This is a genomic window from Paenibacillus darwinianus, from assembly GCF_000598065.1.
GTDB classification, from domain to species: domain Bacteria; phylum Bacillota; class Bacilli; order Paenibacillales; family Paenibacillaceae; genus Paenibacillus_I; species Paenibacillus_I darwinianus.
Map to the genome: position 1 here is coordinate 1 of NZ_KK082175.1, position 25,139 is coordinate 25,139.

18 protein-coding genes are annotated in these 25,139 nt (G+C 56.8%); 12 read left to right on the forward strand and 6 right to left on the reverse strand.

The annotated features are described in order from the left end of the window. The 6 genes from BG52_RS10595 to BG52_RS16810 form a co-directional block, all read right to left on the reverse strand. Window positions 1-850: IS1634 family transposase (locus BG52_RS10595; RefSeq protein WP_036667233.1), on the reverse strand; the 850-nt coding region annotated here is incomplete at its 3' end. Between the two features lie 143 nt (window positions 851-993). After that, a complete protein-coding gene (locus tag BG52_RS10600) occupies window positions 994-1,803 on the reverse strand; it encodes an ABC transporter permease (protein WP_051602313.1) in 810 nt (269 codons plus the stop codon). After that, the gene (locus BG52_RS10605; RefSeq protein WP_051602314.1) at window positions 1,784-2,572 is read right to left on the reverse strand and encodes an ABC transporter ATP-binding protein; all 789 of its coding nucleotides are present in this window, start codon (window positions 2,570-2,572) and stop codon (window positions 1,784-1,786) included. The genes BG52_RS10600 and BG52_RS10605 overlap by 20 nt, the downstream gene beginning before the upstream one ends. A gap of 24 nt (window positions 2,573-2,596) precedes the next feature. Then, the gene (locus BG52_RS10610) at window positions 2,597-3,496 is read right to left on the reverse strand and encodes an NAD(P)-dependent oxidoreductase (protein ID WP_051602315.1); all 900 of its coding nucleotides are present in this window, start codon (window positions 3,494-3,496) and stop codon (window positions 2,597-2,599) included. A gap of 22 nt (window positions 3,497-3,518) precedes the next feature. Next, on the reverse strand, window positions 3,519-4,331 hold the full coding sequence (locus BG52_RS10615; protein WP_036586211.1) for a hypothetical protein: 813 nt from the start codon (window positions 4,329-4,331) through the stop codon (window positions 3,519-3,521). 5 nt (window positions 4,332-4,336) lie between these two features. Beyond that, window positions 4,337-4,621 carry a YitT family protein gene (locus BG52_RS16810; RefSeq protein WP_397310969.1) on the reverse strand — a complete coding sequence of 95 codons (285 nt, stop codon included), beginning with the start codon at window positions 4,619-4,621 and terminating at the stop codon, window positions 4,337-4,339. Between BG52_RS16810 and BG52_RS10625 the strand changes: the two genes are divergently transcribed. From BG52_RS10625 to BG52_RS10680, 12 genes are all read left to right on the forward strand, one after another. Beyond that, window positions 4,536-5,246 (forward strand): substrate-binding domain-containing protein, encoded by a 711-nt coding sequence (locus BG52_RS10625; RefSeq protein ID WP_051602316.1) that lies wholly within the window; start codon window positions 4,536-4,538, stop codon window positions 5,244-5,246. The two genes, BG52_RS16810 and BG52_RS10625, sit on opposite strands and share 86 nt — an antisense overlap. A gap of 194 nt (window positions 5,247-5,440) precedes the next feature. Next, entirely contained in the window at window positions 5,441-6,775 is a 1,335-nt protein-coding gene (locus tag BG52_RS10630) for an ABC transporter substrate-binding protein (RefSeq protein ID WP_036667231.1), read from the forward strand. A gap of 100 nt (window positions 6,776-6,875) precedes the next feature. Continuing rightward, a complete protein-coding gene (locus BG52_RS10635; RefSeq protein ID WP_036585990.1) occupies window positions 6,876-7,781 on the forward strand; it encodes a carbohydrate ABC transporter permease in 906 nt (301 codons plus the stop codon). Further along, the gene (locus tag BG52_RS10640) at window positions 7,781-8,611 is read left to right on the forward strand and encodes a carbohydrate ABC transporter permease (protein ID WP_036585992.1); all 831 of its coding nucleotides are present in this window, start codon (window positions 7,781-7,783) and stop codon (window positions 8,609-8,611) included. The genes BG52_RS10635 and BG52_RS10640 overlap by 1 nt, the downstream gene beginning before the upstream one ends. A gap of 16 nt (window positions 8,612-8,627) precedes the next feature. Further along, window positions 8,628-10,988: a hypothetical protein gene (locus BG52_RS10645; RefSeq protein ID WP_036585994.1), complete on the forward strand. Its 2,361-nt coding sequence runs from the start codon at window positions 8,628-8,630 to the stop codon at window positions 10,986-10,988. A gap of 72 nt (window positions 10,989-11,060) precedes the next feature. Beyond that, window positions 11,061-13,496 carry a hypothetical protein gene (locus tag BG52_RS10650; protein ID WP_223298991.1) on the forward strand — a complete coding sequence of 812 codons (2,436 nt, stop codon included), beginning with the start codon at window positions 11,061-11,063 and terminating at the stop codon, window positions 13,494-13,496. Window positions 13,497-13,577: 81 nt separating this feature from the next. After that, on the forward strand, window positions 13,578-14,720 hold the full coding sequence (locus BG52_RS10655) for a DUF4432 family protein (protein WP_051587931.1): 1,143 nt from the start codon (window positions 13,578-13,580) through the stop codon (window positions 14,718-14,720). A gap of 215 nt (window positions 14,721-14,935) precedes the next feature. After that, window positions 14,936-17,251 (forward strand): helix-turn-helix domain-containing protein, encoded by a 2,316-nt coding sequence (locus tag BG52_RS10660; protein WP_036584718.1) that lies wholly within the window; start codon window positions 14,936-14,938, stop codon window positions 17,249-17,251. 240 nt (window positions 17,252-17,491) lie between these two features. Then, window positions 17,492-18,448, forward strand: a complete 957-nt coding sequence (locus BG52_RS10665; RefSeq protein WP_051587933.1) for an ABC transporter permease — start codon at window positions 17,492-17,494, stop codon at window positions 18,446-18,448. Next, window positions 18,448-19,326, forward strand: a complete 879-nt coding sequence (locus BG52_RS10670) for a carbohydrate ABC transporter permease (RefSeq protein WP_036584716.1) — start codon at window positions 18,448-18,450, stop codon at window positions 19,324-19,326. The genes BG52_RS10665 and BG52_RS10670 overlap by 1 nt, the downstream gene beginning before the upstream one ends. Window positions 19,327-19,418: 92 nt before the next feature. Continuing rightward, window positions 19,419-20,975 carry an extracellular solute-binding protein gene (locus BG52_RS10675; RefSeq protein WP_036584715.1) on the forward strand — a complete coding sequence of 519 codons (1,557 nt, stop codon included), beginning with the start codon at window positions 19,419-19,421 and terminating at the stop codon, window positions 20,973-20,975. A 195-nt stretch (window positions 20,976-21,170) separates the two neighbouring features. Further along, the gene (locus tag BG52_RS10680) at window positions 21,171-24,977 is read left to right on the forward strand and encodes a hypothetical protein (protein WP_036584713.1); all 3,807 of its coding nucleotides are present in this window, start codon (window positions 21,171-21,173) and stop codon (window positions 24,975-24,977) included. Window positions 24,978-25,139: the final 162 nt, after the last annotated feature.

Consider the following 25,139-nt stretch of genomic DNA (forward strand, 5'->3'; position numbering starts at 1 on the left):
AGGATAACTTGGCGCCCATCAAAAATTTGTAGTGATCTTTGTATAGGCTGTTGATGTTCGTCGCGCTATAAAACCCTCTGTCCATGACCAGGTGAACTTTACGTAAGCCCAGAAATTCCATATCCGCCAGCACGTTTTTTACCGTCTGCACATCACTGATGTTACCGGAGAGCTTGCGGTAGTAAAACGGCAGATTCGATTCTTGACCAAATAACAGCGCCAAATTGAGTTGTGGTAATCCGTCCTGCTCTTTGTTCATCCCGTACTTCACTTGCTGCAAGCCATCCGCATAGCTGGAAATGGAAGTCGTATCGTATGCCCAATATTCGTTATCCATTCTCCTCGCGGCCTGCAAGCGAAAAAAGTGATACCGCTTTTCTTCGGTGAGTGAGGCGAAAAGCTCGCTGCTACGCTGGGAGGGAATGTCCACTCCATGCGGATGGCGGTGCAGAGAAGCCCATTTCGAAAAGCGGCTAAGCGGACTGTCCGATTCCAGGATGAGGTAGTAGGCAATCGATAGCAACGATTTATAGTCATTCGGAAAGCATTTCTGCAGATCGTCGACAAGTCCCAGTTTTTCGCCAATTACATCGAGCAAATACGTGGCCCCGTAGAACCAACGGGCGACATCGACATGTGGAACGGGCCCCCGCCGCAGCGCAGGTGTAGTTTCTTGCGTTTCCCTTCGGTTCGTCCCTCGCGTCGGGACAATTTTTCCGGTTTGTTCATCGATTCGGCCGATGAGCCGCCGAGTGGAACGGGATTGTTGCTTTTCCCGGTCCCAGTAGGAAGTAGATTCATAGGCGTATGTAATCCCGGACCGTTTATCTTTTTGACGAATAATGGCGATGGTGTTCTCCCCCAATCCTCGTTATGTATTATAACACATAACGAGGATTGAGTCGATCGATTTCTCCAACAAAATTCAGTAAAATCAAGGATTCTCCGTTTTTTTAGCCCCCTCCCTCGTTATGTGTTTCGGGAATGCAGGTTTCACGTGTTTCCACCTCCAGTGGACCTGAATTCCGGCTGCCACGGCGTCGCGACGCGTTCAATCACGGAAATGACCAGGTAAGCGGCCAATCCGATTAACGCGCTGAAGAACAAGGTTGCCCAGAACAATGTCGATTGAGAGGATCCGTAATACAAACTGCTGACCATCGTTACGCCGATTCCGTTCGGAGCACCCATCAGCTCCACGACGATCGACGCCGTTATGGACAACGGTGCCGCCAGCTTCATACCGAGAAACAGATAGGGCAATGCGGAAGGAAGAGCCAGCTTCCAATAATAGACCGGCTTGGAACTCGCATAGGAGGCGAACAACTCCTTCTTCTCGGAAGGGATGGAACTCAGACCGGACAATGCATTGATCGCGACGGGGAAGAAGGTGACATAAGCCGCCATGCTGATGCGCGACATGTCCGCGTCGCGCAGAATCCCGAATACGATCGGCGCAAGCCCGACGATGGGAACCATCTGCGAGGATACGATATACGGCGTAATGATGCGCTCGATTGTGGCCGACAAACTCATGATCAGCGCGAGCAGCAGTCCGACCAGGCTGCCGATGGCGAAGCCGGACAAGGCGTTGGCAAAGGTGATTCCGCCTTGTTTGAACAGCATGCCGAGATTGGCGAACACGTAAGTCATAACGTCGGTGAAATACGGCCACTTCGTCTCCGGCTGGGTGACCGGAATCCAATGGCGAATCGACCACGCCACACCTTCCCAAACCAGAAGGAATAAAACAAGCCAGACGGCGGTTTGCAATTTTCTGGCGTCAAACAAGAAGATCCTCATCGTATGCCCCCTCGCCGAAGCAGCTTCTGACCTTTGTCGTGTACTCGAAAAATGCCGGGTGCTCCCTGATTTGCAAATCCCGCTTACCGGGCAATTCAATTGAAAGATTGTGTTTGACTTTACCGGGATGCGCGGACAGGACGATCACCCGATTGGACAGGAAGACCGCCTCAGGAATGCTGTGCGTAACGAACACAACGGTTTTTCGCGTCTGCTCTTGGATCCGGATAACCTCAAGGTGCAGCCGTTCCTTTGTGAACTCGTCCAGCGCCGAGAACGGCTCGTCCATGAGCAGCATCGGCGGATTGAACGTAAGCGCTCTGGCAATCGCAACCCGCTGCTGCATACCTCCGCTGAGCTGCCAGGGATAATGTCCGGCGAACTTTTCCAGTCCGACCATCCGCAGCTGCTCCATCGCGATCTGCTTTCTTTCTTTCCTGGAATGTCCGGTGAACTCAAGCGGAAGCGAGACGTTGTCGACGACATTCCGCCATTCCAGCAGTGTCGGTTGTTGAAAAATGATGCCGAACTTCCGTTGGAGGCGGGCCTGTCTGGGAGATTCGTTCTCGACCTCAATTTTGCCGGCAGAGGGTTCAAGCAGATCGGCGATCAGCCGAAGCAAGGTCGATTTCCCGCACCCCGAGGGACCGAGCAGAGAAACGATTTCGCCGCTCGGGATATCGAGGTTGATGTCGCTAAGCGCTGTTACGGCTTTGTCTCCCTTGCCGAATCTCATGTTCACTTGATTGATGACAATTTCTGTACTCATGCGAGTCACGCTCCCCAATCCAGGTTATACGCCTGATGCGATCCGAACGCCTGCAGCATCCTGATAGCAGGTACTGACGACGGAATAATCGGAATCCGCCAGTCCGCCGTCGCCTCCCAGCGCCATCCTGTACAGCTGTTGCGTCATGCCCCCGAGGAACATTGGCGTCACGGCCGATTTTCCGAGATCCATAGCCAGCTCAATATCCTTATACATCAGTTTCAGCGCAAAACCCGGTTCGTACTTGTCGACCATCATCGTTCCCGGCAGCCAATCGGAAAGCAGTCGGTTAGCTCCTGTCGAACGCATCACGATATCCCGAATCATGGCCGAATCCGCGCCCGCCTTGACACCCATCGTTAGGATTTCCGCATTGGCAGCCATAATGATCGCTGCAAGCAAATTGTTGCACAGCTTCACCACTTGGCCGGTTCCAACAGGTCCCGTATGAAAAATATGCTCGCCTAAAATTTGCAAAATCGTCAGGTACCGTTCGAATGTCTCCTTTTCGCCGCCGGCCATAATCGTTAACGTCCCGTCTTTGGCTTTAACCGCCCCCCCGCTTACCGGCGCGTCAATCACATCGATTCCCAACGTCCTTAACTTCGCCGCCGTTTCCTGAATGCCAACCGGCGACACCGTACTCATCGTAAGAAACAGACTGCCCGGACGCATCTGCTCCGCAACGCCTCGTTCGAACAGCAATTGCCTGATTTCAGGCAGATTGGGCAGCATGGAGACGACGATGTCCGCCTCCGACGCCGCTTTCTTCAAGTCGGCTACCTTCTCCGCTCCTTCCTCGACCAACCGTTCGACCGGCCCGGGATTACGGTTCATCAGCACAGAGACCCGATGTCCTTCCTTAAGCAAAAGTCTCGCCATCGATTCGCCCATCAAGCCGGGGCCAAGAAACAGTATGTGCATGTTTCAAACGCTCCTTTACCCTTTATGTACCTGCCGCCTGCACAAAGTGCAAAATATCTTTTTCCAGATAGTCCGGTTCTGACAACAGCAAGATCTCCTCATTCAGCCAGGCATCCCGGTCCCCGAAGCGGCGCGACTTCTTAATCAGGACGTCAATTCCGAAGCACGTCAGCAGCAAATATGGCGTAACCGCCTTTGATACTTCATTGTCGGCCAGCAGGTTTTGCATCCCTTCATCCGAACAGGACAGGGAAGCCGTTTGCAGCATCATGCTGCGCCCTCGCTCCTCGGCCTCCTCAATCGCCCGGATCGGTTCCGGGTGTGCAAGCAGCCGCTCCGCCACGCTTTTGCCCGCCCAGCCGCATATCGTTTCCCATTGTTCCCGCTCGTGGGACTCAAGCCAATCGAACGACAGGTACAAAATCAGCGAATGATGGCGTATCATGCTGTAGATTTCAGGAAGCGGGGCGAACGGCTGATAGACATCATTCATGATTCCGATCTTGATTCTCGACCGATCCGCGAACGCCCGATTAAGCATCCCGCCATCTGCCGCAAGAGGCTCCAGTGCCTTTCGGAGGAAAACGAGATAGAAGGTCCAGTCCCGCAGCGCGATGAGTTGCCCTTTTCCGTCTACGAGCTCCGGGTAACACCCCATCCATCTCCCTAGCGGAACGGCATGGGGCTCCGCGAAACTTAGATGCACCTGCAGATCGTCCCCATGAAACGGAAAACCAGGAGCGATCCGCTCACGGGCTTTCGGCAGTGCGGCTTCAATCCAAGCGGATACGTCGGCTTCCCCTATCGATCCGACTATCGTATTCTCAGTCTTCATCGTCATCACCTGCCAGAAGATACTTTATGTTGCATAAGGCCGGGAATTCGCCTGAACTGCTCGACTGCGAAGATGCCGACCGAACTGCAGAACGTCAATATTAGCGAAAATAACGTTTGTTCCCAGCCGTAAAGATAGTAAAAGAAAGGATAAACGGCAGCATCGAACACAAACGTGCAAAGACTGAAGGAGATGCCGAATTTCATGGCGAGCATTTTACCGGTTAAGGACCCTCCGCCCAAGCTCGCATTTGCCATTCCCATGATTCCGATACCGACTCCCATGATCATGCCGCCTGCGATGCTCCCGGCCAAAATAAATCGGATTCCCATCGTGTACACCTACTGCCACACCTCGCGTGACGAGGATTATGCCGTCAACTATGACGAGCATCTGGGCGCCTATGAAGCTACAAACTATCTGATCGAAGCAGGGCACCGGCAAATCGCGGTAATCAGCGGGTTATTCAATTCCAACTCGTCCCGCGAGCGTTTTAACGGCTATTACCAGGCGATTATGGACAACCGGCTGGTGTTCAATCCCGCCTTGATCAAGACGGGGGACTGGGAATTCGAATCGGGCTGCCGCCTTACAGCGGAGCTTCTGGCTGCCGACAGCCGTCCGACCGCGATCCTGGCCATGAACGACAACATGGCCGCGGGCGCAATTGGAGCCTGCAAGGAGCGGGGGCTTCGCGTTCCGGAAGACCTGTCGATCGTAGGCTTCGACGACCGTGAATTCAGTTCCTACACCGCGCCCCAATTGACGACCATGCGGCTGCCGCTGCACGAGATGGGGACGGAAGCGATGAAATCGGTGATGGACATATTGGCCGGCAATGAAAGCACTGTAAAAAGCAAAAAGCTGAAATGCACGCTAATCGAGAGGCATTCCGCCGCTCAAGCTCCCAAGTAACAGGTAACAAACCAAATTTTTTTCAGTAGGAAATTAATCGATTAACTTGTTCTGCACATTCCGGTCGGGAGGGGATGCTTATCGACAAACAGTGACCGAGCTTGCTGAGCGCAAACGGCATACGCTATGGGAAGTCCGGCACAGCCGCGAGTTCCCGGTCTTGCATTCAATCCAATTTGAGAGGGGTCATTTCAATGTCTTTGGGTAAACCAGCAAAATCATGGCGCAAGACAGTTGTTGTATTGGCAATTTCCGCACTGGCGATCAGCTTGCTGAGCGCTTGCGGCGGCAAGGAACCGGCAGGGAATGCGAACGGCGCATTTTCTGATTCCGGAGGAAACGAAGGCAAAACGATCACGATCGCAGCCGAGGCGGGCGGACCTTATACGGAGTTTTACAAGAAGCTCTCTCCCGAATTTACGAAGCAAACCGGAATCAATGTGCAATTTCAGGAAATTCCCCACGACAATATGTACGAACGGTTGGTGACGGAAGCGGCGGCGGGCACGGGCGCGATCGATATTTTCCAGACCGACCAGCCATGGATCGCCCAGTTCGCCAAGCAAGGATTCCTGGAGCCGATTGACGGCCGCCTGACCGAGGAGGAGAAGAAGGAGTTCGCTCCATCCGCTTTGGAAGCGGTGTCTTACGAGGGCAAGATCTATGGGCTTCCTTATCTCGTTCATACGCCGATCCTGTACTACCGCACGGATTTGTTCGAGAAAGCGGGGTTGACCAAAGCGCCGGAAACGTGGGACGAATTCCGCGAGTATGCCAAGAAGCTTACCGATAATACGAACGGTATTTCGGGCACGATCGTGGAAGGCAAGCAAAGCGGAGAGCCTGTCACCCATTTGATGGACAGGTTCCTGCAAGCTGGCGGCAAGGTGCTTGACGGGGACAAAGTCGTGGTCGACAGTCCCGAAAATTTGAACGCGTTCAAGTTTCTGACGGGCATTCAACTGGAAGACAAAAGCAGCCCGGCAGGCGCGGTGAGCTATGACAACGCCGACGCCCACAATATGTTCATGCAGGGCAAAGTGGCGATGATCATGAACTGGCCGTATATGTATACGCTTGCGAACGACCCGGCGCAGTCCAAAGTAGCCGGCAAGTTCGCGGTCGCCCTCCAGCCTGCGGGCAAAGAGAAAACAAGCGCTGTCTGGAGTTGGGGGCACGGCATTTCGTCCAGCTCCAAAAACAAGGATGCGGCCATGGAGTTCGTGAAGTGGGCGACGAGCCAGCAAGTACTGGAGCAATTCGGCAAGCAGTTTATCAACCCTGTCGTGAAGCCGGCCGCCGTCGAGGCGTTGAATGCGGACAGCACGATGAAGGAAGAGGACAAGGAAGCGATCGCCATCATGTCCGAGGCGGTTGATTACGGCCAGAATGTGACGACCACGCCTGTGTTTCCGGCCATTCAGGAACGTCTTGCGCTCTCGCTTTCCAAGATCATGACCAAGCAAACGACACCGGAAGAAGAACTGAAAGCCGCTCAGAAAGATATCGAGGCTATCGTGGGCCAATAACCCCGGCACAGCAATCCGGAGGGGCTGCATCGACCCGCTCGCTGCGGCCCTTTTCCGTCGGGGGGGACCCTTTACCAAATCAGTCCGAGGAGGATACCGCATGTCAGTATCCGCAAAGAAAAGAAACGGCAAGCATGACCGATCCCGCAGAACCGCGGGAATTCTGTTGACGCTGCCCGCCTTGCTCGTCATGGCGGCGACGGTCCTTTATCCGATCCTGTCGTCGTTCAAGCTCAGTATTTACGAATCGCAAGGCATGATGTCCACCGGCGCGTTCGTCGGCTTGGACAACTATTGGAAGGTGCTTCAATCCAGCCAATTCCAAAGCTCGCTTAGGAATACATTCGGGTTTGTATCCGTTACGATCATCGTGGAGCTTATTATCGGCTTCGCGGTCGCGCTTGTGCTCAATCGAAGCTTGCCCGGAACGAAGTTTTTTCGGATCATTTTCACGCTGCCGCTTATGATCGCGCCTGTCGTTTCCGGCCTGCAATGGAGATGGCTATTCGCCGACCAGTACGGGGTCGTCAACGCGCTGCTCGAACTTGTCGGCATTGACGGACCGCTCTGGCTGGGAACCGTATGGGGCGCGCGGACGGCCGTTCTGATCGCGAATGTCTGGCTGGCTACGCCTTTCGTTATTTTGATCCTGCTCGCCGCCATGTCCTCGCTGTCCGAGGACTTGTACGAGGCGGCCCGTCTGGACGGAGCCAACGCCTTTCAAACATTCCGCACCATAACCTTGCCGCTGCTGAAGCCGGCGATTCTGATGATTCTTGTCGTTCGTTTGTCCGACGCGTTCCGGGTGTTCGATATCGTCTACATTTTAACCCAAAGCGGTCCCGGTGGATCGACGGAAGTGCTCAGCACGTACATTTACAAAAATACGTTTACCGGCCTGCAATTCGGCCAAGGGTCGGCGGCTTCGTTCCTGGTTATGCTCCTGATCATGATCGTGAGCTTCGTCTTATTCCGGCTTTTGCGGCCAAGGGAGGATAGAGCCTGATGCATAAATTGCGATTGTCGAACCTGGCGGCCTATCTGATCCTGATTCTGATGTCCGTATTCGTCCTGTTTCCGTTCGTTTGGACATTCCTGACCTCCATCAAGACGGAAGTGCAAATGTTCGCCATACCGCCGGTGGTCGTTCCCGATCCGGCCACGCTCCAGCACTATCAGGCAATCATCGACGAAGGTAAATTCCAGTCGTTTATGGGCAACAGCCTGACGGTTGCGCTTGTCAGCACGGTCCTCTCTTTGGCTGTAGGGATTCCGGCTTCATACGGATTCGCCAAGTACAGATACCGGTTCAGCGGGATGCTGTTTGCCGGCGTGATCGCCACGCGGATGTTCCCGCCGATTGTGCTCGGCGTTCCATTCTTTCTGATGATGCGCCAGCTGGGCTTGATCAATACCGAATTGGCGCTGATCATTACGTATTTGCCGTTGCAGCTCACCTTGATTATCTGGATCCTGGAAGGCTTCTTCCGCCAGCTGCCGCACGAAATCGAAGAGGCGGCGGAAATCGACGGACTGGGCACGCTCGGCAAGTTTCTAAAAATCGCGGTTCCGCTGTCGCTGCCGGCGGTGGGCGTCGCCTCGATATTCAGCTTTCTGGCCGCATGGAACGAGTTCATGTTTGCGCTCACGCTTACGCGGACGCAGGAGACCCAAACGATGCCGGTCGGGATCGCGGGTTATGTCACGACATTCCAGACGTTCTGGGGCAAAATGTCGGCAACCGGCATCCTTTACATTATTCCCGTTATCCTGTTCACGATTATCGCCCAAAAAGGGATGATCAAAGGGCTGACGGCGGGAGCGACCAAAGAATAAGAAGGGAAGATCAATCATGCAAAAGCTGTCGTTGAAATGGGATCAAGGGCCGCCCGGCCAAACGCCGTCCTTTGAATTCGGCGAATCGCAGCAGGAAACCGTGAGGGTTCTCCGCATTCCGCAGCCGGTATGCTTGGACACTTGGCGCGCAGGAGCCCCCAAACAGGAAATCGCCGAGCATACGGCTGCTTATTCCGCTGTGAAGCAAACGGAGAACGGTTTTCTGTGCGAAGCCGAGCTGGATGCCGGCGGCTCCCGCTTCCGGATTGCAGACGAGTGGCTGCAGGCCGAAGACGATACCTGGCAGGTGAACCGGAAGCTGACCGTCCTGCAGGGCGCCGGAGCATCCGGCTTCCGGCTGCGGCTCGACGTCGTCACCGCTCTGCAGGAAGAGACGGATTTTACCGATCTGAAGTATTTCGCTCCGCCGGCGCTGTACGACAAGAACGATCTGGATGAAGACGGCCTGGAGGATTACCTGGGCGCCAGAAACCTGATGTATCGGGAAGACCGGTTGAATATGCTGGCGGTACTGGCCTATGACGAGAAGCGCCGAATCGGCATGAGCTTGCTGCGGGCCGATCGTCCGGCATGGGACGATGTCCCGGACCGTCCGGACAAGGAACGGCTGTTCCTGCAAAAAACGGACATCGGAAGCCTTGGGGTTTGGAAAGCGCCGGTTGACGGCAATCAAATGTCGCTGCGCGCCTCCTACCCGTTCTATGAAGGCGAGCGCTGCCACGCGTTGTACATGAAGGAGCGCCCGGATTGGGGCTCGTTCTGGCCGGCGGAGACGGGCGAAGCGTTCGAGGTGTCATACGGAATCCGGGTGGAAAGCGCTCCGCTCTTCATCGATGCCGTTTGGCAAACCTACACGCGGCGCATGAAAGATCTCGAATCGACGCCCGTGCCTTTGCCGGCAACCGCAGAGAAGTTGAACGAATACCGCCTCGAGGCGCTGGATCGTTACTTCATCGAAAAGAGTGAAGAGGAAGACTCGAACAAGCCCGCCGGCTATGCGTTGAACTGCCATCCGCAGAACGGCGTCCAGCTCAGCAATATCATTCAATTCGGCTTCACCGGCCAGAACATTCTGAGCGCCTACAATTCGCTGCGCTTCGGCTTGGACAACGGTGTCCCTAATTATGTGGAGAAAGCGCAGAAGGTCGTTGATTTCTTCGTGGAGAAAGCGCATCTGCCTGAAACCGGCATGTTCTATAACTTGTACAGCGTGGAGAAAAAGAGCTTCGACTTCTGGTGGACAGGCTTGCTGCTGCCGCTTGCCTATGCGGAAGGAGAGCGGCTCCGCGAGCTGATGGGACCTCTGTACGAGCACCGCGAGTTTGTCATCAAAGCGCTCAGAGAGAAGCAAGGGTCCTATCTTCGCTGCATGAATGAGGATGTTCATGCGCTGCTGCTGATCTACCGCTTTGAGCAATCGCAGGGCAGAGAGAACAAGGAGTGGCTGGAAGCTGCGAAGCGGTACGCCGAATTCCTGCTCCGCACGCAGGAAACGGACGGCACCTGGTACCGCGCGTACGACATCGGCGGCAAAGCGATTACCGATCCGCCGATCTGGTTCGGCACCACGGTCTATGAGCAGAAGTCGTCGACGGCCACTTCCATACCGCTGCTCATCGAGCTTTATGAGATCACCGGGGACGAGCGCTATCTGGAAGCGGCGGAGAAAGCCGGACGTTTCGTGCGGGAGACGATCGTGAAGGGCATCAAGTTCAACGGCGGCATTCATGACAGCATCTATGCCAAAGGGCAATTGATCGATAACGAAAGCATCTACTTCCCGATGATCGGCTTGCTCGCCTTGTACAAGGCGACGAAAGACCCGTATTTCCTGCAGGGCGCTCATGACGCCGCTAAATTGAACGCTTCCTGGACCGTGCTGTGGGATGTTCCGCTTCCGCCGCAAAGCACGCTGGCCAAGTTCGACTTCCGCAGCACCGGCATCGGGGCTTGCGACACGCCTGGCGCGGGCTACGTCCATCCGTTCGAGCTGTCGGGTGTGGCGGAGATGGTGGAAATCGCCGTATTGACCGTCGATCAAGATATGCTTCGCGTCGCCGAATTGCTCTGGCACGGCTGCAACCAGACGGTGGCTACCCCCGAGAAGGACTGGGGCTACGCTTACACCGGTCTTCAAGAGGAAGGTTATCTGATCAGCTGGTGGGCATGGGACGACCCGATGTTCGGCGATACCGGCTTCGGACAACGCTGGAAAGGCGAAGGCAATAAAACTTGCTTCCCCTGGATTCCGGCCGTTGCCGTCCATTGCTACTGGAAGCTTTACGACATGTTCGGAACCGCGGACTTCAACGCGATTCGGGAACAGATTTCCGCACGGCAGGGCGTTGCGAATTAGGCGAACGGTCGTGGCGCGCCCGCAGGAGCGCCTGGCGCACGGATATAGACATATAAGGCAGGAGTGAGCCTATTGGAATCCATCAACAATGCCGTATTTACCCTTCAAATGTCGGACCGGGGCTTTATCAATAAATTGCTTATTAACGATGACGCCGACAGTATGAACTGGGTGGTCGACCCCGCTTATCTGGAAGAAGCCGGGTACCGGGATGAGGAAAAATGTTTCGGGCACTTCGATGTGAAGGCGGGCGGCAAGGAATACGGCAGCATGTCCGTTCAGCCATTGCTGGCGCGGACCGGAGCGAACGGGGGGGAGCTCAGCCTCGTTTATGCTTTCGACCGTTTCGACGTGCGGATCGCCTACGATCTTGAATCGGACGAGGCATCGCTGCGCTGGCAAATTTCGCTCCATAACCGCGGCAGCGAGGAGCTGGCCGTAGACGAGTTCCATATCTGGTCCGCGCTGGCTTATATCATGTACCGGGATCCGGATGTGAGGCGCAACATCAGCAAGTCGTGCGCCGTCTTCCCTTCCATCTCCAAAGACTTCAGCAAAATCGCGGCCGTGCGGAGAAGCGGGCAAGGCCCGCATTTGGGTGTATATGCGGTCAAGGGAGTCACGCGCTCGGCAGGCACGTACTGCCGTTTCGAGAACAACTTTTTCAAGGACGTGTCTCCATCGCTCGACGGCATATTGTTTCACAAGCTTGTTTTGGCCGGAGCAGGCACCGGGGACCCGCGTGCTGCGGCTTCCGACTGGATTTACTGTCCGGGCGGAGCGGAGTCTCTTGTCTTGCAGGCTGGCGGCACGGCGGAGTGGGAATATATGCTGCTGCCGTTCGCCGATAAGCGGCAATTTTACGAGAACGGCTTGCGTCTGGGCCATCCGCTTGTCGAATACAGTCCCGCCGCCGTCGCCGGCGGCACTTTCCAGGCGTTATTCCGCCTTCCCGAGGCGCGCAAGCTGCGTGCCGTTTGGGTGGAGTCGAGCGAGGGCGGCCAGCTGCTTCGAGCCGATGCGGCAGGACTTGTGAAGCGCACGGATAACGGCGCATTTGAGCTCGTCGTGCCGATGGCGGAGCCCGGAGAGCGCAAGCTGGTTTTTGAGCTGGATAACGGGAAAACCGATTTCGTCGTGTTCAACGTGATGGAGCCGGTGAAGGAAATCATCGAAGCCCGTACCGATTACATCTGCCGGAACCTGTATCAGGATGAGAACGCTGAGGCGCCGCACGCTTTTCTCCCTTTGTCCAATCAGGGCGAATCGCTGGGCAAGCTTAATCTGGTTCTGATGAAGAACCTGATGGGAGACTGTGACGCGGACCAGGTGCGGAAGGTTGAGAACAGCGCCGTATTTTATATGAAAACGAAGTGGTTCGAGAACGGGGATTTTTATCGTCCGGCCAAGCTTTATGGCGACGGCGGTTTTTACCGGATCATCGATTTCGATTACGTTGCCCACGTGTATTATCTGCTGTCGAAATTTCAGGCCGGCCGGTTGAGCCATGCGCGGCCGGACGATTACCTGAAATGGGCGGCCGAAGTGATGATCGTCAGACTCGATGCGAACCTGCACGAGGACGATCGCGAGAAAAAAGAAACGCAAATGCTCGGGGTTTACATTTTGTTCATCAAGGATCTTCTGCAGGATCTGGCCCGGCACGGTATGAGCGGCCTGCACGAACGGCTGTCCCGTCTGTGGAAGGAGGCGGGGGAACGGCTGCGGCTGGAAACCGGACAGTACAAGGGCGCGGTCACCGAGCATTTTTACGATAACGCGGGTTTCGGGCCGACCTGCGAAGCGCTTTGCTTGCTGGGTTATAGGCAGGAAGCGAAGCGTTACGGCGCACTGCTGCTTGCCAACATCGGCTTCAGCAACGATTTTCGGGCGCAGAACCCCGACCGCTGGTGGGAGTCCTTATCGTACATGATCCATTCGCTGTGGGGCGGCATGGTGTCCGCTTCCGCGCTTGTCGCATACGAGCACTTGCGTGACCCGGAATATCTGAAGGCCGCCTACCGTGCGGCGGTGCCTGTGTTCTACTGCTATGATTGGCATGCGAGCGCAACGAACAAAAAGCTCGAGCGGGGTCAGGCCGCTTCCACCTATAGCGTGGCGGGACCTAATCTGAATCGTCCGGATTTGTCCCGGAACCGGTTCGGTCAATCCGTATTTGCCGAAGACGGCGGTTTGTTCGCGGAGCTGTTCGGCAACGCTTCCGGCGACGATTGGGACATGGGCGAGGAGCTGGCCGCCTATCTGGCCGGCTTCGGCACGAAGACGTATCTTTATTATCAAGATGGCGAAGTTCGCTGCGTCAACGGCGAAATCGTCAAGCGGGGCGACCGGTACGAGGTGACCAGCTATGCCGCGTATCCGAGTGAATTTCATTTTTATGATGCGAACTCTTCTTTTCAGGCCGCGCCGGGCGAGGAAGTGCGCACTGTGGTGTTTGAGGATGGACGATTCATCCGTCCGCTGCTGAATGTTAAGGGAAATAAATAAACCGGAGGGAAGACAGCTTGGGCGGTTACATGACCCGTCCAACTGTTTTCTCGTATCCGATAGGGCTGAAAGAGGGATAATATGCAGCTGCAAACCGGACGTTGTGCACTCGGGGAACTGAAGGATGGGGAACGGGCGCTTTTGCCGCATGGCGGAAGCGTCGAACGGCGGCGGTTCATTGACGGAAAGGGCGGTGAACTGACGATCTTGGCGGTCGATAACGGGCGGCTGGTCATAACCGTTCTGCCCGAGAGAGGGATGGAAATCGGGGAAATTCGACTGGACGGCGAGCTCGTGAGCTGGAATCGCGACATGAAGCATCTGCTGCATCCGGACCATGTCGATCTGCAGGAGCGGGGCGGCACCGGGTGGCTGGACGGATTTTATTCGGCGGTGGCGTCGATCGGGCCCGAACTGTTCGGGACGCCCGGAGAGGGCTGGACGCTGCACGGGACAAGCTCCTATTCTCCGGCCGATCCGGAATCCGTCTCGGTGAGCTTCGATGTAGCGGGGATTGTTGTCGCGGGCCGGGTCGTATGCAGGGGGTATGAGGGGGAGCCGGTTTTTGAAAAGAACGTCCGGATGTTTGCCCGCTGGAACTCAACCGTTATGCTGAGAGAAGAAACGACCGTCAACCTGTCCGGCTCGGATCAAACGCTTGACGACGGTCATCATATTCAATTATGCGGGCCTTACCTGCACGAAGGCGGCCGCTACGTGCTGCCGACCGCAAAGCGGCATATGCTGCTGCGGGACAGCGCGCCTCCCGAGGAGGATCCGCTGCGGATTCCCGCCCTGCGGGACGGCAAGCGGCCGATTCGGTGCTACCAATACGTGCCTGAGCCGGTTGCCGGTCTGGAAGCGGTCGGAGAGGCAGCCGCATACTTTCCGCAACTTGGCAACGCTGCCGATATCACTGCCGAAATGATCGTGAACGACGCGTTCGATACGGCGGCTTTCGTGATCCGGCCGCTTGACTGTTTCCCCAGGTCGCTGATCGCCAAGGAAATCGGGGAGAGCTTCATGTTCTCCTTCCAGCCGTGCCGCACCAGGCCGAACCGGATGTCGCAGAAGCATGCGGACGGCGAAGCGTTCTTACTGGCGCCCGGCGCCGGCAGCGATACGGCGTGCCTTATCGGTGTGACGCGCGATAAAATGGTGATAGAGGAGTTGGAGCGTATGATAGTGAGCGGGCAAACTCCGGGCTTAGACGCAGAAACGTAGGCGGGCCAAGCTAGCTAGTGGCGGAGGGAGGGGAAAACCAGGTCTCGGTACTAGTTTGGCAGGAAAAGTTACGTGAGAGCAGGCAAGGTCCGGTCTCCGCCCCGACTCCCCGCCAACCGACATATTTTCCGGGAAATCAGAAAGCGCTGTCACGATGTCATTTCTTCCCTCGCCGATTTGCAGTATCATAGAGTTCGGGGGTGACGCATCGCGCCATGATTTTCCTTAGACGGATTCGTCAATATAGGGTTTACCGCAGATTGGTGCTGTCCTATTTGCTGCTGCTGACGGTTACCATTACACTGCTCTCATTCATACTCTATTTGATGTTTTCCGCAAGGGCGGTACAGGAAATAGACCGTTCCTCTAAACAAATGCTGACTCAGGTCAGCTACACGGCGAATGTGGTGTACGACCAGATCCAGGACGTCACCGGACAAATGCTGAGCGACAACGAAATCATGTCGTTCCTGTACGCCAATACGGACAGCAAGACGGTCGATTACACCGCCAACCTGTTCTTGAACCGCATTCAAGGGGTGTACCCCTTCATTAAGAACCTGAGCGTCTACAACTTCACGACCGGAGCCTACATCGACTCCCTTGGCCTGCAGCCGGATCCGCATATCGCGGCCACGGAAGAGATGAACACCTTCGGTTTCTACCCGCGCAGGGTGGATTCCGTCACCGGCTCGACATCCTATAGGCTGCTGACGTTCAAAATCATCCCGGAGCGCTCCTTTGCCGAAACGCCCACCTCCGCGATCATGGTCGACCTCGACGAGTCGTATATTCGCAACACGATGCGCAACCTAAGCGCTTCCACCAAAGATTCGCTTACATTCGTGATGGACGCGTCGGGCACCGTACTGTCCCACTCGAGTCCGGAGTACTTCATGGAGAATTATGCGGCCCAACACGAGTACGTGCGTACAATTCTCGCCGACCCGGACGGCCAAGGGAGCTTCGTGTACAACCTCGACAGGCAGAAGCATCTGGTCACCTACATAAAATCGTCCAATCTGGATTGGTATTTCGTCAGCGTTCGTCCGTACGCGGAGCTGATCTCCAACATCTACGAGCTGCGCAACTGGACGATCCTCGTAGTCGTGCTGCTTGTCCTTGCCGGCGCGGTGACATCGTTCATGCTTTCCGGCAATATTTACAATCCGATCAGAACGCTGCTGGACAAGGTCAATTCGACCGGAGGTCCGCCAACCGCCACCGCTTTAATGCGCTATGACGAATACGAGATGCTGACCGAAGCATTCACGGAGAAAATCGAAACGGCGAAGTCGATGGAATCGACGATCGACCGTTCCGCCCGCGCGCTCAAGGACAGCTATCTCGCCCTGCTGCTCAAGGGCAACGCCAATAAAATCGCGGTATCCGCCGAGATGAAGCGCGAGTGGAAAAGCCGGCTGAACGGGCCTTGCCTGACGGTCATCCTTTTCAAAATCGATCGTTACGCCGCTTTCCGCGAACAGTACGATTCCTACAACAGGGGACTGATCCGGTTCGCCGTCAGCAACATCGCGCATGAGCTGATCAGCCGGTCTTACCGCAGCGATGTGGCGAATGCGGACGAGGATGAGACGGCGCTTATCCTGCAATCGGAGCAGCCGCTTCACGAAGACCATCTGCATCTCGTGCTTGGCGAAATCCAGGACGCGGTCCATCATTATTACGGCATCGGCCTGTCGGTCGCCATCGGCGATCCGTGCGGAGCGGTCAGCGAGATTCGCGACTCCTACAAGTCGGCACAGCATTACATCGAATCACGGCTGTTTCTCGGCCAAGGCTGCTTGGCAAGCAGGACCACGATGCAACCGGCAGGATCGGAGCAGACTTCCCGTTACCCGTCCGTGATCGAGAAAAAGCTGATCGACGCCGTCAAGCTCGGCCGTCAGCCGGCGATTCGCGCTCACCTGGCGGAATTCAAAGCTTATCTGACCGGATGCGCCTATACAAGTGCCATGAAGTACACGAACTTCCTCATGCTCGGCATCATCAAGGAATTTGAATATATCACGGAGTGGTGGGGCGTCGATGCCGATCAACTGTTCCGCACCTTGGAGGAGTTTCGCCATGTCGAGACCCTGGACGACATCGAGCATATGCTCACAGCAATGACCTCCTGCATCGTCGACATGCTCGAGGAGAACAAGAAGAACACGACCGTCGCCAAAAATGCCAAGCTGATCGAAGAAATCCGGCAGTTCGTCAAGGAGCAGTACGCCGAGCACGGGCTTTCGCTGGAAGCTGCAGCGGACCATGTCGGGTTCTCCGCCGGCTACATCGGCAAGCTGTTCAAGAGCATGACCGGCACGACGTTCAACGATTACGTCACCCATATTCGGATGGAGGAGGCCAAAACGCTGCTTGCTGCGACGAACGATTCGGTCGCTCATATCGGCGAACGGGTGGGCGTGTACAATGTGCCGTATTTTACGACCCTGTTCAAAAAGAAGTACGGCATGACGCCGTCCCAATACAGAGAGCAGGCTGCTAAAGAGTTGGATCCGGTATAGCAGTCCCATGTGCGTCTCTTCCGGCGCGCATAGCGGCACTGCATAGCGGCAGTCTGACCAAAGCGGTTCAAGGAGCGGTTAAGCGGCGGATTTCCGCCGCCTAATCGCTTTTTTAATACGCAGTGCGCGAATTTGAAAGCCGGTTCTTCGATTAGTGAAAGCATCGCCGATACTTGAAATTTACAGCCCTGCCCCGTGCCGGTATGATTCAATCAACGAACGAGGCAAGGAGTGCTGACGATGGAAAACCCTTCTCCAGCCGCCCCGCCGAGATCGGGCAAGCGCCCCGGCTTCCTCCGCGAAATCGCGAGAAACCGTTATTCGTATTTGCTCATCTTGCCGGCGATGGTGTACGTGTTCATTTTCTCTTACGCGACTTATCCGTATCTTCTGATCGCCTTTCAACGGTTCAATTATCAGCAGGGGCTTCTTGGCAGCGAGTGGGTCGGGTTCGACAATTTCGTGTTTTTCTTCCGCTCGAACGCCGCGCTGCTCGTCACCTGGAACACGATCAAGCTCAACGTGCTGTTTTTGATCTTCGTTACCTTTTTCGCGGTCGCGCTGGCCTTGTTATTTAATGAAATCCGCAACAAGTTCTTCATCAAGCTGGCGCAGACGACGATGATTTTCCCGAGCTTCCTGTCGTGGATCATCGTCAGCTACATGATGTACAGCCTGTTCACGATGGATTTCGGCATCATCAACCAGGTCATTCAGGCGTTCGGCGGCGAGCCAGTGAACTGGTACTCCAAGGCCGAAGCTTGGCCTGCCATTCTGGTGGGGATGAAGGTGTGGAAGGAAGCGGGCATGGCGTCGATCATTTACCTCGCGGCCATTACCGGCATCGACGGTTCGCTGTATGAATCGGCCGAAATCGACGGCGCATCCCGCTGGCAGAAAATGACCCGGATCACGCTGCCGCTCATCGCGCCGACCATCGCCATACTGACACTGCTGAATCTTGGGAAAATTTTCTACGGCGATTTCGGCATGATCTATGCGATTATCGGAGATAACGGTGTGCTGTATCCGACAACCGACGTCATTGACACCTATGTGTTCCGCGCCTTGCGCCAGATCGGCGACCCTTCGAACGCCGCGGCCGTTGGCCTGTTCCAATCGACGGTCGGCCTGCTGCTCGTGTTCGGCGCCAACTGGCTGACACGCAGATTTTTCAAGGAAGGGGCGCTCTACTAATGGTAACGCGAAACCGTTTCAGCTTCGGTACGATCGCCGTCTATACCGCTTTGACGCTGTTCTCGATCGCAAGCCTGCTCCCTATGGTCCTGACGCTCATGGTTTCCTTCACGGCGGAGAATGCGATCAGCCAAAACGGCTACAGCCTCTTTCCGGAGGCGTTCTCGCTGGACGGCTACCGGACGATTTTCGTCAACTCGGCGCTTATTTTCAGAGGCTATGCGGTATCGATTTTCGTTACGGCGGCCGGCTCGGCGATCGCCCTGATCATCACGGCGCTGGCGGCCTACCCGATGTCCAATCCGAATGTGAAGTACCGCAATTTCCTGGCGCTATACTTCTTTATAACCATTCTGTTCAACGGCGGCCTGGTGCCATGGTACCTGATGAGTACGAAGCTGGGACTGATCGATAACGTGATGGCGTTGATCGTGCCGACGCTGATGTTCAACGCCTTCAACATGTTTCTGGTCAAAAATTTCATGGAAGGGCTGCCGGAGGCCTTGCGGGAGTCGGCTTATCTGGACGGCGCGAACGATTTGCGGATCGTTTTCCGGATTTACATGCCCTTGTGCGTGCCCGTTCTGGCGACCGTCGCCCTGTTTTACGCGCTCGCTTACTGGAACGACTGGTTCAACGCGATCATGCTGGTCGGCAACAAGGATCTGTATCCGCTGCAATATATCCTGTTCCAGCTGCGCTCCAACATTCAGATGCTGGAGATGCTGCCGACCGGGGCCAGTGCGGAGTACACATTGCCGGCCGAATCGGCCAAAATGGCGACGGTCATCATCACGATCGGCCCGATCGCGTTCCTGTATCCGTATTTGCAGCGGTATTTCGTGAAAGGGCTGGTAATCGGTTCCGTTAAAGGCTGATCGAGAAGCGAGGCAAGACCGGCTGCAAAGTCGATATGTTCTCCGCCAGGGGTTCATATATATATCATTTTCATTATAAGGAGAGGGTCCAGTTGAAAAAGGCATCGACAATCATGCTGTCTTTCGTCATGCTGAACGGTCTGCTGGCCGGCTGCGGCAACAACGGCGGGTCGAACAATACGGCCGATGCGCCGAATGCGGCGAACAGCGCCGGCAGCGGCAATGCGGGCACGGATGCGCCCAAAGAGGAAGTCGTAACGCTCAAATACGTCATTCCCGGCACCGAGCCGAAGGAATGGCCGGCGGTCAAAGATGCGGTCAACAAAAAGCTGCTTGAGGACGGCGTCAACGTGCAGATTGAGAAAGAATACATCGATTGGGGCGCCTGGGAGCAGAAAATCAACCTGAAGCTGTCCACAAACGAAGAGTTCGACATGTTCCATGTCATGAACGACTGGGTCGGTCTGGCCAACTACGCCGGACGCGGTGCGCTCAAGGACATTACGAAGGAGGTCGAGCAGTACGGGCCCAATCTGAAAAAGGTTATCCCCGAATCCGTATGGAGCGGCGTGACGAAGGAAGGCAAAATCTACGGCGTGCCGGCTTACTGGTATGAATCGGCCGTCGACGGCTCGATAACGATCAACAAATATTTGCTCGCGAAAGCAGGCGCCCTAACCTCGTTCGCGAACCGCCAGGAAATGCTGGACGCGATGGAGCAGGTGAACAAGAGCCTCAACATGAAGCTCACGATCCCGATCCGGGGCGGCACGGCGGGACCGGCGGACATTTTCCAGCGGACCTATGATACGTACCCGTTCACCGTTCGCGACAACATCGCGTACATCGGCCAGGACGGCATCGTCAAAAACTGGGTTGAAACCAACGAGTTCAAGCAGGATGCCGCCTGGTTCCGCCAGGCGTACGAGAAGCGGATGGTGCATCCGGACGTGCTGACGGTCAAGCAGGAGCAGGTCGAGCAGCAAATCAAATCCGGTCAATACGTGTTCATGTTCGGTACGCCGAACAAGCTGACGGACGTGCAGAAGACGTACCCGGAAATCAAGGACGAGGATATCGAGCTCATTCGTCTCAACCCTGAGAAGCTGCGCTACCGTATGGTCAACGCGAAGAACGTCAACGTCGTTGCGGCCAACAGCAAGAACCCGGCGGCGGCCGTCAAGTTCCTGAACTGGCTGTACGACAACCAGGACAACTATGACCTGTTCATGTACGGCATCGAAGGCACTACTTATAAGAAGGTCGGCGACCGCGGCATCGAGACGGTGATCGATCCGAAGACGAACACGCCGCTGTATATCCAGGACGACTGGATGATCGGCAACCTGAACTTCATCCGCATCGACCAGAACCTGCTGACGGCGAACAAGAAGCTGTTCGAGGCCGATCCGAACGCGCAAAACTTTTTCGCCGCCGACTTCTTCTTCGACCCGGCGCCGGTGAAGGCGGAAATGTCCAACGTCCAGGCGGTGTTCACCTCCGACGTGTCGCCGATCTACCGCGGCGTCATCGACTACGACAAGAACATCAAGGCCGCTCAGGACAAATTGAAATCGGCCGGAATCGACAAGGTGCTGGCCGAGTATCAGAAGCAGCTGGACGCTTATAAAGCGAAGTTGGAGAAGTAAGCGGCAAGAGGCGAACGGCAAGCGAAAGCACAAGGTATGTATGGCCCCTGGCGATTGGTTTATCGATTAGGGGCCATGATTTTAGCTGCATGACCCGAGGCGTTAAGGACGGTGATCAGTCGGATGGTGATCGGAGGCTGATCGGAACGGCGGAAGCGGAAGAAATGAGCGGACATCGGGGAGGATAAAAATTTGATGAAAAAGCATATCGCGGCCTGGCTGATGCTGTGCCTGGTATTGGGTGTGACGGTTGTGCCCGGCGGCGGCTACGCGGCCGAGACGAGCATTGTGAACTACGCGGTGGAGAACGGCGATCTCGCTGAGGGCTTGAGGGGCTGGGACACCGGCGATGCTTCCAAGTTTACGACGGAGCAGCATCTGACGCTGAAGCAGGGCGCCGCTTTGTGGCGGCCGATCGCAATAACGGGCGGTGAAGGCGCGCCTTCGGCGGGCGATACGGTGTATGCCCGGGCGACGGTGGTGCTGAACAGCGACGTCACGGTCGACGACAATGTGCTGATCCGGATGAACGCAGGCGGCACGCTGGCGGAAATCAACGACTTCACCGGCGTCGAGCGCGGCCGCGAGGTTGAGCTTACGACCCGGTTTATCGGGGACGGCGGTGTCATTCCGGCCGGTCAGAGCGATCTGTGGATCGAGATCCATAACGATACGCCGGGCACGATTGAGCTTGCCAAGTTGGAAGTGTGGGGCGAGCGCGATGAGGACGGGGCGGGCGGCGCGGCAGCCGTGATCAAGCCTTACGCGACGTATGATTTTGCCGAAGGCATGGCGGGCTGGGAGCACAATGGAGCGGACAAATCGTACCTGACCGGCTCGCTGCTGATGCAGCCCGGAGCGGCGGCCTGGCGCAGCGTGCCGTTCGGCAGCGGGAACGACCGGCCGGCGGCGGGCGACAAAGTAAGTGTTCGAACCGAGCTGTTCGCAGCGGACGGCGTGAACCGGACGGACGGCGTGTTCGTGCGGGTGCACGATGCGAAAGGCACGCAAATCGACGTCGACAATATTGCGGATACGCCGCGCGGCGTATGGTTCGAGGCGAGGGATGCGTCGCGCAGCAATGGGGGCGTTCTACGCGACGACGCTTCCGAGATCTGGATCGAGCTGCATAACGAGACGGACAAGCCGGTTCGCATCCGGAATGTCGCCATCTCGGCCGAGCGCGAGGAGTCGATGACGAAATACGACGTCAACGGCGACGGAACGGTAGATGAGCTCGACGAGCAGGCATTGCAGGCGATGGTTGACCGCGGTGGCGCCGGCGAAGCGGATTTGCGGTTTGACTATGACGCGGACGGCGAGCTGACCGGCAAGGACGTGTCTTTTTTTCGTAAATACGGGCTGAAGCGCGCTGACGAGGTGTATCTGAACCTGAAGCATTTCAATTTCATGAATGAAAAGATTACGCTGGACGGCGTTCCGATGTTCGTTACGCATTTGTACTCGGAGCCGATCGACCGGGGCGATTTGACGAAGGGCTATGAGTGGGTCGGCGATCCGCAGGAGGGCTTCTCCGCGGTGGACGATGTGTCGCGGGCGGTCATCGCGTACGTCGAGCATTATAAAACATACGGTGACGCTTACAGCTACGACATGATCAAGCGCGGCCTGGAGTTTCTGATGTGGATGCAGTACGAGGACGGCGACTTCGACAATTTTGTCGCGAAGGATCCGGACGGCACGATCTATGTGAAGGACAGCCAGTCCTCGCAAAAAAGCTTCAGCTGGTGGGCGGTGCGCGCCTACGAGGCGATGGGCACGGCGCTGCCGCAGCTGGCGGACGCGGATGCCGCGTTGGCGGAGCGGGTTGAGGATCGGCTGGAGCTGAGCCTGAATCGGTTGAAGCAGAAAACGGACCCCGCGTATGGCGAGTATTACACCGTCGGCGATGTCAAGGCGGCGAAGTGGCTGCTGATGGGCGATGTGTGGGTGTCGTCGCTGGCGGTCAACGCCCTGAAACAGCATTATGACGCCGCTAGTGATCCGGCGGTCAAGGCGGCGATTCGCGATTCGATGCGGAAGCTTGGGGAAGGAATCTACCTGGCGCAAGGAGGCTCGTCCTTCCGCGACTTCCCGTACGGCGGCATCATGCATCTCTATAACGGCTCGACGAATCCCGACCTGTGGGAGGAATGGGGCAGCATCCAGGTGCGGGCGCTGGCATTCGCCGGCCAAATTGCCGGTGAGCGGCAGTGGATTGAGACGGCCGAGCTGGCGGCGGACAGCTTCCTTAGCGACCTGCTCATCTCCGGACGCGCCGAGAAGCTGAGCCCGAACAAGAAGCCTTACCCGTTGATCAATTACGGCACGGCGAGCTACGTCGATAATCTGCTGGCGCTTTACGAGGTGACCGGCAAAGAGAAGTATGCAGCGCTGGCCGGCATTGCGGGCTCCTGGTGGACCGGCAACAACGTGCGCAATTTCCCGATGTTCGATCAGAAAAACGGCTACGCTTACGACGGCCTGTACGTCACCGAGGTGAACATCAACAGCGGCGGCGAGTCGGTTGATGAAGCGCTGCGGGCGCTGCTGCGGATTCAGAAGAATCCGGTCGCGCGGTCGTATTTGCAAGGCGTCACGACAAGCGCGGTGAAGGCGGCCACGATCGAGATCGAGAAGCTGTATATGGATGCGGCCCCGCCGGACAGTCAGGTGGCGCTGCCTGACGGAGAGCTGAATGCGCCGGAGAAGGCGCTGGTGACGCAGGCCGCCGACTCTGGAACGGATGAGGCGAAAATTTATGCCGATGCGCTGCAGGTCGGCGCGGGCACGGAGATTTACCCGGGCTGGAAAGGGCAGCAGACGGTGTTCGTCGTGGCGAACGGGCACAACAACATCCGGCTGATCGACGGAGGTTCGATTGCAAGCGAAATTCCGGTCGGCGGCGGGGAGGGGCAATTTGCCGTCGGCGATTCCGTGAAGCTGCAGTTCAACGGGCGGATTGAGTTCGACACCGCGCTGCGTGCGGAAGTGGCGGCGGTGGACAGCGCCGGCGCGGAGACGATCGTCGCGGACGCCAACGATATGCGCTATCACGCGCGGACGTGGTACTCCGGCGTCGGCGCCGTGAAGACGACGCCGAGAGCGGCGATACCCGCCGGAACGGTGAAGCTGGTGGTGCGGTTCATCGTGGACGTGAACAATCCGAATCCGCACGAAGGCTATGCGTCGATCGCAGATGTGAAGATTTTTAAAATGTCGGTGCCGGAGGTTCGGTACGCCAATCCCGACGTTTCGGGCGGCGGCTATGTGGGAATGCCGGTCGGTCAGTCGAAAACGTATACGGTGACGGTGCCGCAGACGGGCGTGTACGACATCATGCTGAGCTCGGTCGCTGCCGGCGGCGAAGGGTCTGCCTCCAAGGTGGCTGTCGGGTTCGATGAGGGTGCAGTCCTTACGGTTCCGCTCTCGGGCGCGCCGGAAGGACGCGTCACGATGAAACGGATAGGCACGGTTACGCTGGCGGCAGGCGAGCATGAACTGCACCTGGCTAATCCTAGCGATTCGGCGACGGCCAATATTGATGCGCTTGTGCTGTACCCGGTGGAAACGTCCCTTGTTGTTTCGACGCCGAATGGACGGCAAACCGCTGTCGTCCGGGACAGCGTCAGCGGCACGTTGTTCGTCGGAACGCCGGAGCAGGCGACCACTCGCGACCGCATTGCTCTGGAGAGGGGGAACGAAACCGTGAGCCCAGGCAAAAAGGCGGCGGTCGCCGGCAAAGTGACCGATGCTTTCGGCAAGGTGGTGTCGGGCCGGAAGCTGACGATCACGGTGGGCGGCCGGTCGGCTCAAGCAACGACCTCGAAGAACGGCGAGTTCAAGGCGGTTGTGAAGCTGCCTGACACGATCGGCCTCGGCCGGCACCGGGTCACGGTGACGAGTGCCTCAGGTGAAGGCACCGCCTGGATCGAGGTGGCCGCGAAGTCGGGAGACCGCGATCATGACGGCGACGATGATCGTGCCAGGGAACGTGAATGAACGTGCTGGTGACCGGAACTGAACGTGCCGGGGGAACTGTGACCGCGGCGATGACCGGGGTGAAGGCAACGGAACGACGACAAGAACGATGACGACAACCGTGGATGATCGCGGCTGACACTACTCGTCCCGGCAACGGGAGATTGAGGGGCTGAGGGCGGG